This is a genomic window from Paraburkholderia sp. CI3, assembly GCF_050436505.1.
Lineage (GTDB): Bacteria > Pseudomonadota > Gammaproteobacteria > Burkholderiales > Burkholderiaceae > Paraburkholderia > Paraburkholderia tuberum.
The window spans coordinates 2,523,803-2,537,669 of record NZ_JBNDMI010000003.1 but is presented as its reverse complement, the minus strand read 5'-3'; the positions used below and the strand labels follow the sequence as shown (position 1 = coordinate 2,537,669).

General features: G+C 65.4%; 14 protein-coding genes. 1 reads left to right on the top strand and 13 read right to left on the bottom strand.

Annotated elements, in window-relative coordinates; translation table 11 throughout:
* Positions 1-17: 17 nt before the first annotated feature.
* On the bottom strand, positions 18-695 hold the full coding sequence (locus OKW29_RS20325) for a DJ-1/PfpI family protein (protein WP_187629703.1): 678 nt from the start codon (positions 693-695) through the stop codon (positions 18-20).
* A gap of 156 nt (positions 696-851) precedes the next feature.
* On the opposite strand from OKW29_RS20325, the gene OKW29_RS20320 reads away from it, so the two are divergent.
* Positions 852-1,826, top strand: coding sequence for a GlxA family transcriptional regulator (locus OKW29_RS20320; protein ID WP_429292289.1), 975 nt, complete (start codon positions 852-854; stop codon positions 1,824-1,826).
* Between the two features lie 36 nt (positions 1,827-1,862).
* Here the strand turns inward: OKW29_RS20320 and OKW29_RS20315 are convergent, their stop codons facing one another.
* The 12 genes from OKW29_RS20315 to OKW29_RS20260 all read right to left on the bottom strand — a co-directional run bounded on the left by OKW29_RS20315 (position 1,863) and on the right by OKW29_RS20260 (position 13,564).
* On the bottom strand, positions 1,863-2,435 hold the full coding sequence (locus tag OKW29_RS20315; RefSeq protein WP_429292288.1) for a hypothetical protein: 573 nt from the start codon (positions 2,433-2,435) through the stop codon (positions 1,863-1,865).
* A 378-nt stretch (positions 2,436-2,813) separates the two neighbouring features.
* A complete protein-coding gene (locus OKW29_RS20310) occupies positions 2,814-3,809 on the bottom strand; it encodes an MxaL protein (protein WP_429292287.1) in 996 nt (331 codons plus the stop codon).
* Entirely contained in the window at positions 3,806-4,351 is a 546-nt protein-coding gene (locus OKW29_RS20305) for a tetratricopeptide repeat protein (protein ID WP_429292286.1), read from the bottom strand. Before OKW29_RS20305 ends, OKW29_RS20310 begins: the two co-directional genes overlap by 4 nt.
* Positions 4,348-5,334 carry a vWA domain-containing protein gene (locus OKW29_RS20300; RefSeq protein ID WP_429292285.1) on the bottom strand — a complete coding sequence of 329 codons (987 nt, stop codon included), beginning with the start codon at positions 5,332-5,334 and terminating at the stop codon, positions 4,348-4,350. The genes OKW29_RS20305 and OKW29_RS20300 overlap by 4 nt, the downstream gene beginning before the upstream one ends.
* Positions 5,331-6,254 carry a calcium incorporation protein MxaA gene (locus tag OKW29_RS20295; RefSeq protein WP_429292284.1) on the bottom strand — a complete coding sequence of 308 codons (924 nt, stop codon included), beginning with the start codon at positions 6,252-6,254 and terminating at the stop codon, positions 5,331-5,333. Before OKW29_RS20295 ends, OKW29_RS20300 begins: the two co-directional genes overlap by 4 nt.
* The gene (locus tag OKW29_RS20290) at positions 6,251-7,162 is read right to left on the bottom strand and encodes a DUF58 domain-containing protein (RefSeq protein ID WP_429292283.1); all 912 of its coding nucleotides are present in this window, start codon (positions 7,160-7,162) and stop codon (positions 6,251-6,253) included. The genes OKW29_RS20295 and OKW29_RS20290 overlap by 4 nt, the downstream gene beginning before the upstream one ends.
* A gap of 20 nt (positions 7,163-7,182) precedes the next feature.
* Positions 7,183-8,205 (bottom strand): AAA family ATPase, encoded by a 1,023-nt coding sequence (locus OKW29_RS20285; protein WP_429292282.1) that lies wholly within the window; start codon positions 8,203-8,205, stop codon positions 7,183-7,185.
* 237 nt (positions 8,206-8,442) lie between these two features.
* Positions 8,443-9,447: a LysR family transcriptional regulator gene (locus tag OKW29_RS20280; protein ID WP_429292281.1), complete on the bottom strand. Its 1,005-nt coding sequence runs from the start codon at positions 9,445-9,447 to the stop codon at positions 8,443-8,445.
* Positions 9,448-9,452: 5 nt separating this feature from the next.
* Positions 9,453-10,223, bottom strand: coding sequence for a hypothetical protein (locus OKW29_RS20275; RefSeq protein ID WP_429292280.1), 771 nt, complete (start codon positions 10,221-10,223; stop codon positions 9,453-9,455).
* Complete coding sequence (locus OKW29_RS20270) at positions 10,220-11,131, bottom strand: substrate-binding domain-containing protein (protein ID WP_184039159.1); 912 nt, start codon at positions 11,129-11,131, stop codon at positions 10,220-10,222. The genes OKW29_RS20275 and OKW29_RS20270 overlap by 4 nt, the downstream gene beginning before the upstream one ends.
* A 31-nt stretch (positions 11,132-11,162) precedes the next feature.
* Positions 11,163-11,582: a c-type cytochrome gene (locus OKW29_RS20265; RefSeq protein WP_429292279.1), complete on the bottom strand. Its 420-nt coding sequence runs from the start codon at positions 11,580-11,582 to the stop codon at positions 11,163-11,165.
* Between the two features lie 164 nt (positions 11,583-11,746).
* Positions 11,747-13,564: a methanol/ethanol family PQQ-dependent dehydrogenase gene (locus OKW29_RS20260; protein ID WP_429292278.1), complete on the bottom strand. Its 1,818-nt coding sequence runs from the start codon at positions 13,562-13,564 to the stop codon at positions 11,747-11,749.
* Between the last annotated feature and the right edge of the window lie 303 nt (positions 13,565-13,867).

Below are 13,867 nucleotides of genomic sequence, written 5' to 3'. Positions count from 1 at the left end.
GTACCCGCATGCAAGACTTAGCTTCTCTGCGCGATCTCCATCACCACCCGGCGCCGCGCGGCCAGGCCTTCCGCCGACCGTCGCCGGACCAGCTCCACCACCGCTTGCGGCGCCAACGCCGGATCGCCCGCGTCGAACGGCGGGGCTGGCGCGTATTCGAGTTCGAGCTGGATCGCCTGCGCCTCTTCTACGCCCGCCAGTTCGGCCGCGACGGTCAACCCGAAATCGATGCCCGCCGTCACGCCGCCGCCGGTAATCAGATTGCCATCGCGGACCACACGCGCATGTGTCGGTATCGCGCCGAGCGGTTCAAGCAGCGAGTGAAACGCCCAGTGAGTCGTCGCGCGCCGCCCGCGCAGCAAGCCGGCCGCGCCAAGCAGCAACGCGCCGGTGCAGACCGACGTCACGTAGCGCGCGCTCGCGGCCTGTCGGCAAACGAAGTCGATCGTTTGCTCGTCTTGCAACAGGTCGGTCACGCCGCTTCCGCCTGGCACACAGATCACGTCGAGCGGCGGGCAGCTTTCGTAGGTCGTGCCCGGCGTCAGCACGAGCCCGTTACTCGACACCACGGGCTCCCGTGTCTTCCAGATCAGATGCATCGTGGCGCCCGGCAACGATGCAAGTACGTCGTGTGGGCCAGTCAGATCGAGTTGCTGTACTTTCGGAAATACCAGAAAACCGATTTGCAGGTTCATACGGATACCTTATTCAGGGAGAAATCGAAACGCGTGATCCGCCGCGTCTTCCAGGTGGACGGACTGATTCTATGCGCGTAGGATTTGGCAAGACTGCCATTAACCCCAGTTTTTCTGCCACGCGCGCGCTCTCTTACAGCCCCTGTTACACACGATATGTCCAGCGCTCCCCCCTCCATCGTGCTGCTCGCCTTCCCCAACATGCAACTGCTCGACGTCAGCGGTCCGCTGCAGGTATTTGCGTCCGCCAATGAACTCGTCGCGCAGCGTGGGCTCGACGAACTCTACTCACCCCGCGTCGTGGCAGCCGAAGCCGGGCCCGTCACGTCGTCGTCGGGACTTGCGGTACTCGCCGGTTCGCTGCGCTCGGTGAAAGCGCCGGTCGATACGCTGATCGTTCCGGGCGGCTGGGGGATTCGTCAGGCATCGGCCGATCAGCGTCTGATTCGCTGGACGCAGCGCCATGCGCCGCATTGCAGACGCGTTGCCTCGGTCTGCTCGGGCGCTTTCCTGCTCGCCGAGGCGGGACTGCTCGACGGCCGCCGCGTCGCCACACATTGGGGGCGTTGCGACGAGCTCGCGCAGGCGTATCCGCACCTGCGCGTCGAAGCCGATCCAATCTTTATTCGCGACGGGGCTATCTGGACATCGGCGGGCGTCACCGCCGGCATCGACCTCGCGCTGGCCATGCTCGAAGAAGATCACGGGCGCGCGTTGGCGCTCGATGTCGCGCGCGAGCTCGTCGTGTTTCTGAAGCGGCCGGGGGGTCAGTCGCAGTTCAGCGCGACGCTGTCGCTGCAACATGCCGACGACCGTTTCGGCGAATTGCATACATGGATGACGTCGCATCTCGCATCCGACCTGTCGGTCCCCGCGCTCGCGCGAAGGCTTCATATGAGCGAGCGCAGCTTCATGCGCCACTACAAGGCGCAAACGGGCCGCACGCCGGCCCGCGCGGTCGAGCAGTTGCGCATCGAAGCGGCACAGCGCTTGCTAAGCGAGACATCCTGGTCGATCAAACGAATCGCGGCGCGGTGTGGATTCGGCAGCGAGGAAACGATGCGATGCAGCTTCGTGCGTCAGCTGCGCGTGGCGCCGCAGGTGTATCGCGAGCGCTTTTCGTCGACGTGACTCGTCGACGTGACATGCGCGGCCGTCCGACATCACTCAGTAGCGACGTTTGACGATCAGCGTCGCGCCCGTATCGTGAGAATGCAGAATCGCGACGCGCGCGGTGCCGGAGAACACCCAGTCGTCGATCGTCAAGGACAAGCGTCGCTGCGGTGACGCGCCTATCGACAACACTGAACTGTTCATCTGAACGATGGACAATTGCGGCGCGGTAGATGGACCCAGATGCAGAGGATTCGAAGCATTTTGCGCGGCAGGTTTTGCGCCCGGTTCGGACACCGGTTCGGACACCGGCGCGAACTCCGGTCCGGACGACACCAATGCCTTCGCAGTGCCGGGCTGGACATCGCGCGTCACGTCCACACTATAGTAATTCTCCATTTGCGCGAAGAACGGCTTGCCCTGATCCCCGTGATACTCCATCGCATAGCGCTGCTGCTCGAAGTAGTGCCGAGGCTCGGGAATCGGCGGCACGACTTCGACGGGCGACGCGACGATGTTGGCGACCATCATCGCTTGCGGCACATCGCCGAAGGGGCCGCCCGCAAACGCGTAGCCGCTCACCAAGACGAGTACCGCTCCGACAATCCTCTCGTTTTGGCACGTCATCGCATGCCTCCAGTGAAGGAATTGAAATGTCACATGACACGGCGCTCCCGTCGAACCGAGCGCCTTGCAGCGTCGCTTGCACTCAGACATTGTAGTCAGTCATTGGCGTACTGGTAGGTCAAAGTGTGAGGTACGTCGCGTGTGTGGCGAGCGCATGCGCCTTCGCGACTCAGCGCTGGAGTCGACGTCGAAGTGGACCGATTGAGAATGATTCCTGGCAACGCTCTCCGACCTCGAAGACCGGCAAGACCTTCTGGCGCAAGCCTCGTGAGTCGGTCGAACCCGGCAACTCTTGCGAGGTTTCGCAAGCAACTACGCTGCTCGATTGGATACCTGCACCTTCAACCGTTGCAGCGTCAACGTTCGCGCCTGCGTGAGTCAGTCGACTCGTGTCGGCCGGCCATTGAATGCCGGCGCGATCTGCAAAACGCTCGTTCGAATGCGCTTTCGCCAGGCGCGCGGCCATGCGAGAACGGCATCCGGCATGAAGCGCGCGACGAGCAGCAGCAACGCGAGCAGCGCTGGACACCAGCGCAGATCGGTCGGCACCGGTTCGCGGCGAGCGAAGCGCGCATCGAGCAGCGCATCGCCAAACGACGTCACGTTCAGCAGGCGCCGGTAGTCGAGGCCAGTCTGCCCCGCCACCGACGCAAGGTACTCGCCGCGCAATTCGGACAACTCCTCGTGCGTTTGCGCCTCGACACCGGAGCCTGGCGTCGGCGGCGCCTGGATCACGTCGTCGGCCTGCCAGTAGCCGATCCGGTTACCGTCGGCGTCGGTCTTCGGAATGGCCGCGGGCTGGTCGCCGCCGACGCCGATCAGCCAGCCCCTGATTCGCGCGGCATTGATGCCCTCCATCTGCGGGCGCGCCGCCGATACCGGCGGCGCCTCCTGACCATCGGTGACGAACGCGATGGCCGCGCCGCCGCCGACCTCCTGCGCGACCCGCACGGCCGAATACACACCGCCCTCGGCAATGCGGCTCCAGTTGGTCCAGCGCATGCGCCCGTCGATGCCGTCGAGCGACACCAGCAGCGCGTCGTAGTTGCCACAGACTTCGACCGGCGCCATCAGCAGCAACACCCGTTGCCCCGTGAACACGCTCCAGCCGACCTTCGAGCCGCACGGCAAGCGCCCGAGCGCGTCGCGCATGGCGGCCTGCGCGAATTTGAGCCGGCTGACCGGAGCGCCGTCGAGCACCACGTCCTCGACGTCCATGCTTTGCGTGATATCGAACGTCACGATGTAGTTAAACGTGTTGCGCGGCAAAGTGACGTCCGGCATCGCAACCGCCGCGATCAATGCGACGAGCGCGAGCGGCGTCAATGCGTGACGCCATCTGGCGAAGCCGCGCTCGCGCGAGACGCCGCTCATGGCAAGTCCTGGCTCTGCGGGTCACGCAGCTTGACGTTGTGCTGCTCTTTCACATCGGGCCCGGCGAGCGCGGACGGCGTTTCCGGCGCAAGCCACAGCGCGCGCTCGAGGTTGTAGCGCACGTCCCAATCGTCGGGCGCCGCGCGCAGCGCGAGACGGTAGCGCGCCTTGGCCTCACCGATCATCGCGAGAGACCTGACCGTCTGCGCCGTGTCGCCGCTGCCTTCGCGCAGGTACAGGTTGCCGAGATCGAACAGCGCCACGCGGCCGACATCGTCAGGCGGGCTGCCCTCGGGGATCAGACCGTTATAGAGCCGCGCTGCCGCGTCATACGCGCCCGCTTTCGACAGCGCTATCGCGCGGGCCAGTTGGACCTCGCGCGCGTCGTCGCCGGCGGGCTGGTCGCGCGAAGCGGCGTTCGTCGCGAGAATGGCCTGATCGACGCGCTCCGCGTGCTGCAGACGAACGAAGCCATACGCGGCCCACGCGGCGCAACAGATCGCCACGGTGCCGAACAGCGTATGGATCAGCGTGCGCTTCATGCCCAGCTCCTGACCTGCAACTGGTGCAGCAGCACCAGCATCGCCGAACAGAACAGCGCGAGCGCGAAACAGTACAGACTCAGGTCCTGGCGAGGCAGATGCTCGACGAACGTCGTCGTCGCGTTCTGCTGCCGGTTGATCTCCGCGATCGCCGCCATCATCGCCTTCGGGTCTTCGGCCTGAAACAGCCTATACGGTGTCCTGAGCGTCAGAAAGAAGCGATGTAGCTGCGCTTCGGCCGAGGTTCCGCTGACGGGCTGCGTCGCGTTCAGATCGGGACTGAAGACGCTGCTACGCAAGTAGATGAAGTACAGGGCGATCTGGTTGCGTCGCAGTCCCGCCTCGATGCGCCGTTGCATCGTTTCGTCGAGCAACGCGCCGCCATCGGAGACGAGCACGATCGCGCGGCGGCCCGACGACAGGCGCCCGTCGAACTGCGCGATCGCCGCGAGCATGCCGCGATCGAGCTCGGTGTCCGGCATGCCACGGCCAATCGCCGTCGCCGCGACAGCGGCCTCGATCACGCGATGGTTGTACGTGAACGGCATCGCCAGCACGGGGTTGGTGCCGAACATCATGAACGCGAGCCGGTCGTTGGGCCGCTGCTCGACGAAGCGCGTCAACGCGGCGCGCGCCACGTGGTTCTTGGAGTCGCCGCGCGGCGCCTCGACGCCCTTGCTGCCCATCGGCTCGTCCATGCTCGCGCTGCGGTCCATCAGGATCAGGATCTGCGCGCCGCTGCCGGTGCGCAGCACCTGCAACTGCGAGCGCCCCGGCCCCGCCAGCCCGACGACGATCGCGGCGATCGCCAGTGCCGCGCCGCCGCGTACGAGCCAGCCGGCCGCGCGCCCGAGATCGTCGGCGGGCAGCCACGCGACGCTCGAAAACACCAGCGTGTCGCTGCGTCGCCGCAGCAGCGGCAGCGCGGCGAGCGGCAGCAGCACCAGCATCCACGGCAGGGCGAAATCGAGGCTCATGGTCATCGCTGATGGCGCCTCTCCGCCCGATACAACGCACGGCACAGCGCGTGCAACGAAAGCTCGCCGGGATTCCCGACGGCCTTCGGCGCCGGTGTGAAAAAGCGCTCGGACGACGCCAGATAGAAACGTTCGAGCTGCGCGCGTAGCGGTTGCAGATAGGGCGCGCGCGCAAGCAACGCGGATAGCGAAGTCGCATGCACGACCTGGCCGGCGGTTTCGTTCAGTGCGCGATGCAGGCAGACCCACGCATCGTTCGATGAAGCAGCGGGCGCCTCCGGCAGCCGTTGCATCTGCCGCCATGCACGCGCGAACGGCAGCCGTGCCGCCTCGCGTCGGTTGCGCGCCCACCACCAGCTCGCCCACGCGAGCAGGGTCACGAGCAGCAAGCCGAGCGCCCACGCGATCTGCCGACGCCAGCCGGCTGTGCCCAGCATGGGTGCCTGACGATCGGGCCGCAGCGGCTGCAAATCCCCTGCGGCGAACGCGGTTTGCGGCGTCAACGGTCCGATGCTCGCCGGCCATTCGGCGACCTGCAATTGCGTGCCCGCCGCCGACGTCAACGTCAACGCGGGCAACGTGATCTGCGTGAGCGTCTGCGGCGCGTTGACGACCTGATACGCGATCACCATCCACTTGCGGCCGTTGGCATCGGTTTCGAGCGTCACGGGCCGGCGTTCGAGCCACACGCCCGTGCGTCCGACCGAAGGCGGCGTGACCGCGCCGATGTCCCGATCGTTGGCCTCCAGCAGCACGCGTTGCGTCAGCACATCGCCGAGCACATAGCCGAACGCGCGCGGCTCCTGAACGAGTGCGGTCACCACGGCGGCGCTGGCCGTCGCGCTCGCGGCGCCGCAAAGCGACGCGATCAGCATATGCAGCGCCGCCCGACGAGCGACGCCACCGCGCACACCGCGCGCGCTCATACCGTCATCTCCAGAAAGTAGCGCGACATCGCTTCCGGATCGAACGCGCCTTCGACATAGAACGGCCGGATGCCGCGCGCGCCGAACCCCGCGGCGAGTTCGTCGCGACGGCGCGCGACGCCTTCGCGCCAGCGCTCGCGCACATCGCGCGAAAGCCACACGCGACGCTCCTCGCCGGACTCCGCATCGTTGACGGCCAGCAGCGACGCGTGGTGCGGCGGCGTGATCTCGGCCGCGTCCCACACGACCATCGGCACCACACACGCATGCACCAGCATGTCGAGTACCGTCGACAGTCGCGCGAGCGGCCAGTGGAAATCGGACACGACGAACACGAGCGCCTGGCGTCCAGCGATACGGATCGCGCAACGCCGCAATCCTTCGACGGCCGCGCGTCCGGCCTGACGTTCTGCCTGACGTTCTGCCTGACCATTCGCCTGACGATCAGCCGTTTCACCGGCGCGTTCGCGCAGCATGCTCGCGAGCAGCGAGCCGGTGCCCCGCCCCGTGCGCGCCGGCATGAACAGATCGTCGCGTTCGCCACCATCGAAGGCCAGCATGCCGAGCCGGTCGCCGACCCGGAACGCGCTATGGCCGAGCGCTTCGACGAAATCGGCGGCGACCTCCAGCTTCGTTTTACGGCTGCCGAACCGCATCGACGCCGATACGTCGACGATCACGAACACCGGCACCGCGACGCGCTGCAAATGCACGCGCACGAGCCACTCGTCGCGCGCCGCGCGCAAGCTCGCGCGCAGATCGAGCCGGCGCGGGTCCGGGTAGTCGAACAACCGGCCGTGCATCGCGAACTGCTGACCCGAGCCGAAGCTCGAGCCCGGATGCGAGCCGGGCCGCGCGCCGGCCGCGCGCATCGGCAGACGGTAGTGGAATTCCGCGGTGTCGTTCATCGTGGTGCGCGCGCCGCCGGTCAGCGAGGCACGGCGACGTTCGCGACGATCCGCGCGATCAGCGCCTCGGCCAGCTCCTGGCGGCGTAGCTCATAGATCGGTGTGAAGAACACCCGATGCCCCAGCGCCGGCAGCAGCACTTCGTGAATGTCCTCCGGAAGCAGATGCGTGCGTCCCGCGAGCCACGCGACCACGCGCGCGGCCCGCAGCAGCGCGCTCATGCCGCGCGGACTTGCGCCCGCGAGAATCAGCTGCTCCATGTCGACGCCGTCGAGCGCGATGCCGAAGCGCGCCGGCGTTTCCGTCGCCTGCCAGATGTCGTGCACGTAGCGCTCGATCGTCTCGCTCGCCTGCACGCCCTGCTGGATCGCCGCGCCGATCCGGTTCAACTGTTCCCACGCCACGATCGACGGAGTCAGCTGCGCGAGCAGGCCGTCGACGTCGTGGAACCGCGTGTCGAAGACGAGGCTGCGCCGCGCGTCCTCGTCGGTCGGCGTCGGCATGTTCAGCTCGAACAGGAAGCGGTCGCGCGCCGCCGACGCGAGCTCGAAGGTCTCTTCCTTCTCGACCTTGTTGCGGTCGGCGTATACGGTCATGTGCGGAAAGCGGTGCTCGCGGTCGAACGCCCACACGGAACGTTCGGCCATCGCGCGCAACAGCAGCGATTGCACCTGCGGACGCGCGCGATTGATCTCGTTGAAGAAGAAGGTGGTCAGCTGCTCGCCGTGGCGCAGCAGTGGGCCCGGTTCGATGCGCGGCTTGCCGTCGGCATCGACATAGGTGTGATAGACGAGGTCGCCCGGCATCAGATCGATCGTGCCTTCGACGCGCTCGAAATCGCCGCCGACCACGCGCGCGAACGCCCGCAACACGGTCGTCTTGCCGACCCCGACGCCGCCCTCGAGCAGGACGTGGCCGCGTGCGAACAACGCGACGTTGATAAGCCTCAGCGTTTGCTGCTGACCGACGACGACTCTCGCGACTTCGTTTTCGATCCGCTGGGCGTGGGAACGCCAATCCTGGAGCTGCTCGCCGGAAACCATCGCTGCGATCCCCTTCCCTGGTGGCTGGCGTTTATTTGCACGACGCTCGAACGTCGACGCGCTTCAAGGCTCGCCAGCCTTCCGTTCAAGCATGGTTTATGCCGATCGTGAGCACGGGAGCCAAGAGTTAAATCGAATGCGAAAAGTTGGCAGCCTGTCACGACAGCCGGGTACAGACTGTGCCATCGACGCCGCCTGGGACGCGTCGTTCACCAGCAAGCCGACGCGCGCATGACGCTACCGCTTCGCGCCGACCGGCGGTTTCGCAAACACCCCGGCAAACTGCGCATATTCCTGCTCCAGATGCACCGCCGCATGCTCGAGCAGAAACTGCCGGAACATCATGCTGGTCGGCGAAAGCTGCTTCGTGCGCAGATGCACGACCTGCCACGCGCGTTCGATCGGCGTGCCGTTCACGTCGAGCAGCGCGATCTCGCCGGTGCGCAACTCCAACTGCAACGTATGCAGCGAGATCAGACTCACGCCCATGCCCGCCATCACCGCCTGCTTGATCGTTTCGTTGCTGCCGAGCGTGATGGTTTTCGCGGGTGTGAACAGTTGCTGCCGGAACATCGCCTCGGCGGCCATGCGCGTACCCGAGCCCGGCTCGCGCAGCAGGAAGGTGTCGCGGCGCAACTCCTGCAGATCGAAGCGGCGCGCGCCGCACAGCGGATGATCGAGCGGCGCGATCACCACCTGAGGATGACTCGCGAGCGGCTCGGCCGTCGTATCGAGTTCGGGCGGCGGGCGGCCCATGATCGCGAGATCGATCGCGTTGTCCTGCAACAGACGCAGCAACGCGTCGCGATTGCCGACCGAGAAGTGCACGTCGACCTTCGGGTATAGATGCGAGTACATCGCCAGCAGTTTCGGCGCGAAGTAGGTCGCCGAACTGACGATGCCCACGTTGATCGAGCCGCTGTCGGCCTGCTTCAGCGACATCATCGCGTCTTCGGTGTCCTTGATTTCGCCGAGAATGCGGCTCGCGTGATGGGTCAGCACCTCGCCCGCTTCGGTCAGCGTGAGCTTGCGCGCGATGCGCTCGAACAGCCGCAGGCCGACCGCCTCTTCGAGCTGATGAATCTGCATCGACACCGCCGGCTGCGTCAGATGCAGCTCCTCGGCCGCGCGCGCGAAACTCGTATAGCGGCTCGCGACGACGAAAATCTGCAACTGCCGCAGGGTCAGCGTGCGAACGAAATTCAGCTTGACCCGGTTCGTCGCGAAACTCGCGTTCTGCATTTGATTCAGCGACTCGCTCGCGGCGCATTCGATGACGGTTTCGCCGGCGCCTTGCCCGAAGGCAACTTGTTCAGTGCCGATTGAAAGCTCAACGATTCCGTATGCGCCGGATGCGCAAAGTCGTTGTTGGGACCCGGCACGTCGGTGCGGATCTGCACGACCTGGCCCGGCACGCCGTCTGCGAGCAGGAACGTGTAGCGCTTGCCCGTGTATTGTGCGAAGCGCTCCGCGTTCGGATCGTTCAGATAAGGCCGCACGACGATGCGCCGCGCGCTGATCGGCTTGCCGCCGACCTCACTCGGCACGCTCTCGATCTGCGGCCCCGCGGCGAGCGCGAGACGCAGACGCTGCTGGAAATAGCGGCGCTGCCCGCCGGTGAGACCCTGCATCTCCGCGATGTCGTGTTCGAGAAAATAAATGATTGCCGGATTGCACTGCAGGCCGCCGATCGGCAGGTTCACGCTGCCGCTACGGTCGGACACCTGTGCGTCGCCTTTCGCGTTGTTCTCGCTCAGCACCAGCACCTTGACGACATCGGCGCTGCGAGACGGCTGCCCGGAATCGATCAGCGCGTAGTCGAGTTCGGTCTGCGCGGCGACGCCGTGCAGATGATCGGTCAGAAAAATCAGCCGCTCGGCCGGCGTGATCTCGTCGCCGCCCGGCGCTGACGCCGGACTCGCCGCACGCGCGGCGGCTGGCGCGAGGCACAGCACACACAGCGTCCCCATCAGCGCGGCGCGTGCCGCGCGCAGCCAGGCGCCGCCCGCGCGCGTCATGGCGACGCGTCGCCAGGCTTGCCCGCCGGCGCGTCGACCGGTTTGAGCATCGGCACCTGGTAGGTCGCGAGGATGCTGTCGATCTTGTCGTGATTCGCGCCGATCCATTGATCCACCTTGTCCTTCCAGTCCTTCTCGCCGTAGCGCACGCCCATCGAAATTGTGTAGTCGAAGCGGATGCCCGGCCCCGGCGGGAACGGCACGAGTCTGACCGAATCACCGGCGCGCTTTGCGAAGTAGCCGGCAATCGGCCCCCATAGGAACACCACGTCGACCTTGCCCGCGCGCAGGTCGTGTTCGATCATCTGGCCCGGGTACACGGCCGGATCGCCGCTTTGCACCTGGTACGACACCGCCTGGTCGATCAGGTTGTGGCCGAGCAGCCAGTCCACCGCGGGGGTTTGCGAAAAGATGCCGAAGCGCAGCTTGTGCAGTTGATCGGGCGGCAGCTTCAGCAGGTCGTCGGGCGTCTTGATGCTCGCGAACTCGGGGCGGTTCGGCAGCACCATTGCGTAGGTCGAGCGCAGATACGGCTGCGTCGTCGACGTCATGTCATAGCCCTTCGGCACGCCGATGATGAGGTCGCACCGATAGCGCTCGCTGCCGTCCTCCTTCTCGCGCAGCGTGTGGCGCACGAAGCCCATGCGCTGCGGAAAGTACGTGTATTCGAGCTTGTAGCCGAAGTCGCTCGCCATCTGGGCCGCGATGCGGTTCTCGTAGCCCTCGCCCTTGTCGTTGGACAACGGCATGTTGTTCGGGTCCGCGCACACCCTGAGCACGCCGTCCGCGCCGTCGTTGTTCGGCAGCGCGGGGCCGTCCGCCCGGACCGCGGCGCTCGCGAGCGCCGCGCCACACAACGCGGCCGCGATCACGCTGACATGCACGGACATGCTTCTCTTATCACGCATCGTGAGCCTCCGGAAGAATGACGGCACGGCGTTATTTGGCGTCGATGGCCTTCAGATCGCCCGGCTTGATCTGTCCATCGGAGCGCCCTTTCAGGTACGCGTAGAGGTTTTCCCAGTTCTTCTGCATCATCTGGCTCGTGCTGAAATCGGGCATGCCCTTGTCCACCCGGCCGCCGAACACCGTGCGATGAAACTCGGTCTTGTCCAGCGTCTTGAACGCGTCGATCAGCGACGGCCCGACCATGCCCTGCTGCTGCGCGCCGTGGCAGCGTTCGCAAGCGAGCGCGCGCCACGTCTTCCAGCCCTGCAGCGTATTACTGTCCACCTTGGTGCCGTCGACCACCTTGTACGCGACCTGCGCAATCGAAGGATTGTTCTGCGCGTATCCGACGGGCAGCACGACGAGCGCCGCGGGCAACACCGCGAGCAACAGGATAGATCGGCCTTTCATGCACATGTCTCCATCTGGGAATAAGCCGCGCCCCGATGCGTTTCATCGACGCATCCACCAACGGGCGCGATCTGGGGGTGATTCAATGCTTGCGCGAGGCTGACGGGGCGGCCGTGCCTGTTCAAGCCGCCCCGCTGATTCAGCCTTTCATTTCAGCCGTTCGTTCAGCTCTTTTCGCCAGGAATCGCGAACACGAACAGCGTGCCGCCGAGCGCGGTGTACTTCGCGAGATCTTTGTAGCCGCCGACCGCACCCAGACCTTCGGTCGGCTTCTCCAGACCTGCCGCCATGCCGATGCCGGCCCAGCCGCCGATGCCCGAATACACGCCGACGTACTGCTTGCCCTGATACTCATACGTGAAGACGTTGCCGATGATTCCCGACGGCGTCTTGAAGCGCCACAGTTCCTTGCCGTCCTTGATGCGCACCGCCTTCAGGTAGCCTTCCAGCGTGCCGTAGAACGCGATGCCGCCCGCGGTCGCCAGCACACCCGACCACACCGAGAACCTCTCCGGCTTCGAGTAGACGATCTTGCCCTTGCTCGCATCCCACGCGATGAAGTTGCCCATCGCGTTGCCCTCGTTCGGGCCCGGATACATCGACAGCGTGGCGCCGACATACGGCTGTCCCGACACGTAGTCGACATCGAACGGCTCGTAGTCCATACAGACGTGGTTGGTCGGCACGAGGAACAGGTGCGAGTTCGGATCGTATGCCGCCGGTTGCTGGTCCTTCGAACCGAGTGCCGCCGGGCAGATGCCCTTCACGTTGTGATCGGAGCCGGCCGCCTGCGTCGAGTACGCCGCGTTGCGGATCGGCAGGCCGCTTTGCAGGTCGACACGGTCGGCCCAGTTCACCGCCGGGTCGTACTTCTGCGCGACCAGCAGCTGTCCGGTTACGCGATTGAGCGTATAGCCGAAGCCGTTCCGGTCGAAGTGCACGATCGCGGGCACCTGCTTGCCGTTGATCGTCAGATCGGACAGGATCATTTCGTTGACGCCGTCATAGTCCCATTCGTCGTGCGGCGTCATCTGGTAGACCCATTTGGCCATGCCGGTATTCAGGTCGCGCGCGAAGATCGACATCGACCATTTGTTGTCGCCCGGACGTTGCGTCGGGTTCCATGTGCCCGGATTGCCGGTACCGTAGTACACAAGGTTGAGTTTCGGATCCCACGCATACCAGCCCCACGTGGTGCCGCCGCCGAGCTTCCACTGATCGCCCTTCCATGACTTGATCGACGAATCCGCGCCCACCGGCACCATCTGGCCGTTGGAGTATGTCATCGTCTTTTGCGGGTCGAGCAGCATATCGTTGTCGGGGCCCGTGCTGTACGCGGTCCAGGCCGGTTTGCCGGTCTTGATGTCGTACGCGATCAGACGCCCGCGCACGCCGAACTCGCCGCCCGAGATCCCGGTCAGCACCTTGTCGCCGAATACGTGCGGCGCGTTGGTGTTGGTTTCGCCGGCTTTCGGATTGCCGTTCTGCGCGGTCCACACCACGTCGCCCGTCTTCGCGTTCAGCGCGACGAGCTTGGTGTCGGCCTGCTGCAGGAAGATCTTGCCGTCGCCGTACGCGAGACCGCGATTGACGGTGTCGCAGCACATCACGGAGACGACCTGCTCGTCCTGTTTCGGCTGATACTGCCAGAGGAACGTCTGATCCTTCAGGTTGACCGCAATGACCTTGTTCGGAAACGGGGAGTGGACATACATCGTGTCGCCGATCACGAGCGGCGCGCCTTCATGGCCGCGTAGCACCCCGGTCGACATGGTCCATGCAACCTGCAGCTTGCCGACGTTGTTCTCGTTGATCTGCTTGAGCGGGCTGTAGCGGTGATTCGCATAATCGCCCGCCTGGGCCGCCCAGTTGGCTGGATTTTTCATCAGCCCGTCGAGCTGCGAATCGGCCTGCGCAGCCAGAGAGCCAAAGGCTGCGGATGCGAGGATCGCGAGCCCAAGAACTACAGTGCGTAAGTTCATGTCTCCTCCAGAATTGTCCTGCTGTTCAACTCACGAATGACCCACGCTACCTCATCGCATCGTGCGCGCCTTCTCGAGTGCGGGTAACGATTAACGCGCTATCCCGATTCGATGTCGGGCTTCGCGACGCATGAACGGCCGACGCATATTCCATGCCGGAATAGCGGCAACGTGTGCTGCTATTGGCTGCGCTGGCCCGGCGAATCGGCACGCGCGAGGTGTCGCGGCACTCGGGCGTTGCACGCCGATGCTTGCATGGCGGTAAGCTGAAGGGCCTGCGTCACGCGATGCGGCACATACTGT

What these genes read in the sequence shown, in the direction of transcription:
- OKW29_RS20300 (WP_429292285.1), bottom strand. Translation starts at nt 5,334, where the DNA reads ATGACCATGAGCCTCGATTTCGCCCTGCCGTGGATGCTGGTGCTGCTG.
- OKW29_RS20325 (WP_187629703.1), bottom strand. Translation starts at nt 695, where the DNA reads ATGAACCTGCAAATCGGTTTTCTGGTATTTCCGAAAGTACAGCAACTC.
- OKW29_RS20280 (WP_429292281.1), bottom strand. Translation starts at nt 9,447, where the DNA reads ATGCAGAACGCGAGTTTCGCGACGAACCGGGTCAAGCTGAATTTCGTT.
- OKW29_RS20275 (WP_429292280.1), bottom strand. Translation starts at nt 10,223, where the DNA reads ATGACGCGCGCGGGCGGCGCCTGGCTGCGCGCGGCACGCGCCGCGCTG.
- OKW29_RS20270 (WP_184039159.1), bottom strand. Translation starts at nt 11,131, where the DNA reads ATGCGTGATAAGAGAAGCATGTCCGTGCATGTCAGCGTGATCGCGGCC.
- OKW29_RS20320 (WP_429292289.1), top strand. Translation starts at nt 852, where the DNA reads ATGTCCAGCGCTCCCCCCTCCATCGTGCTGCTCGCCTTCCCCAACATG.
- OKW29_RS20260 (WP_429292278.1), bottom strand. Translation starts at nt 13,564, where the DNA reads ATGAACTTACGCACTGTAGTTCTTGGGCTCGCGATCCTCGCATCCGCA.
- OKW29_RS20315 (WP_429292288.1), bottom strand. Translation starts at nt 2,435, where the DNA reads ATGACGTGCCAAAACGAGAGGATTGTCGGAGCGGTACTCGTCTTGGTG.
- OKW29_RS20295 (WP_429292284.1), bottom strand. Translation starts at nt 6,254, where the DNA reads ATGAGCGCGCGCGGTGTGCGCGGTGGCGTCGCTCGTCGGGCGGCGCTG.
- OKW29_RS20290 (WP_429292283.1), bottom strand. Translation starts at nt 7,162, where the DNA reads ATGAACGACACCGCGGAATTCCACTACCGTCTGCCGATGCGCGCGGCC.
- OKW29_RS20310 (WP_429292287.1), bottom strand. Translation starts at nt 3,809, where the DNA reads ATGAGCGGCGTCTCGCGCGAGCGCGGCTTCGCCAGATGGCGTCACGCA.
- OKW29_RS20305 (WP_429292286.1), bottom strand. Translation starts at nt 4,351, where the DNA reads ATGAAGCGCACGCTGATCCATACGCTGTTCGGCACCGTGGCGATCTGT.
- OKW29_RS20265 (WP_429292279.1), bottom strand. Translation starts at nt 11,582, where the DNA reads ATGAAAGGCCGATCTATCCTGTTGCTCGCGGTGTTGCCCGCGGCGCTC.
- OKW29_RS20285 (WP_429292282.1), bottom strand. Translation starts at nt 8,205, where the DNA reads ATGGTTTCCGGCGAGCAGCTCCAGGATTGGCGTTCCCACGCCCAGCGG.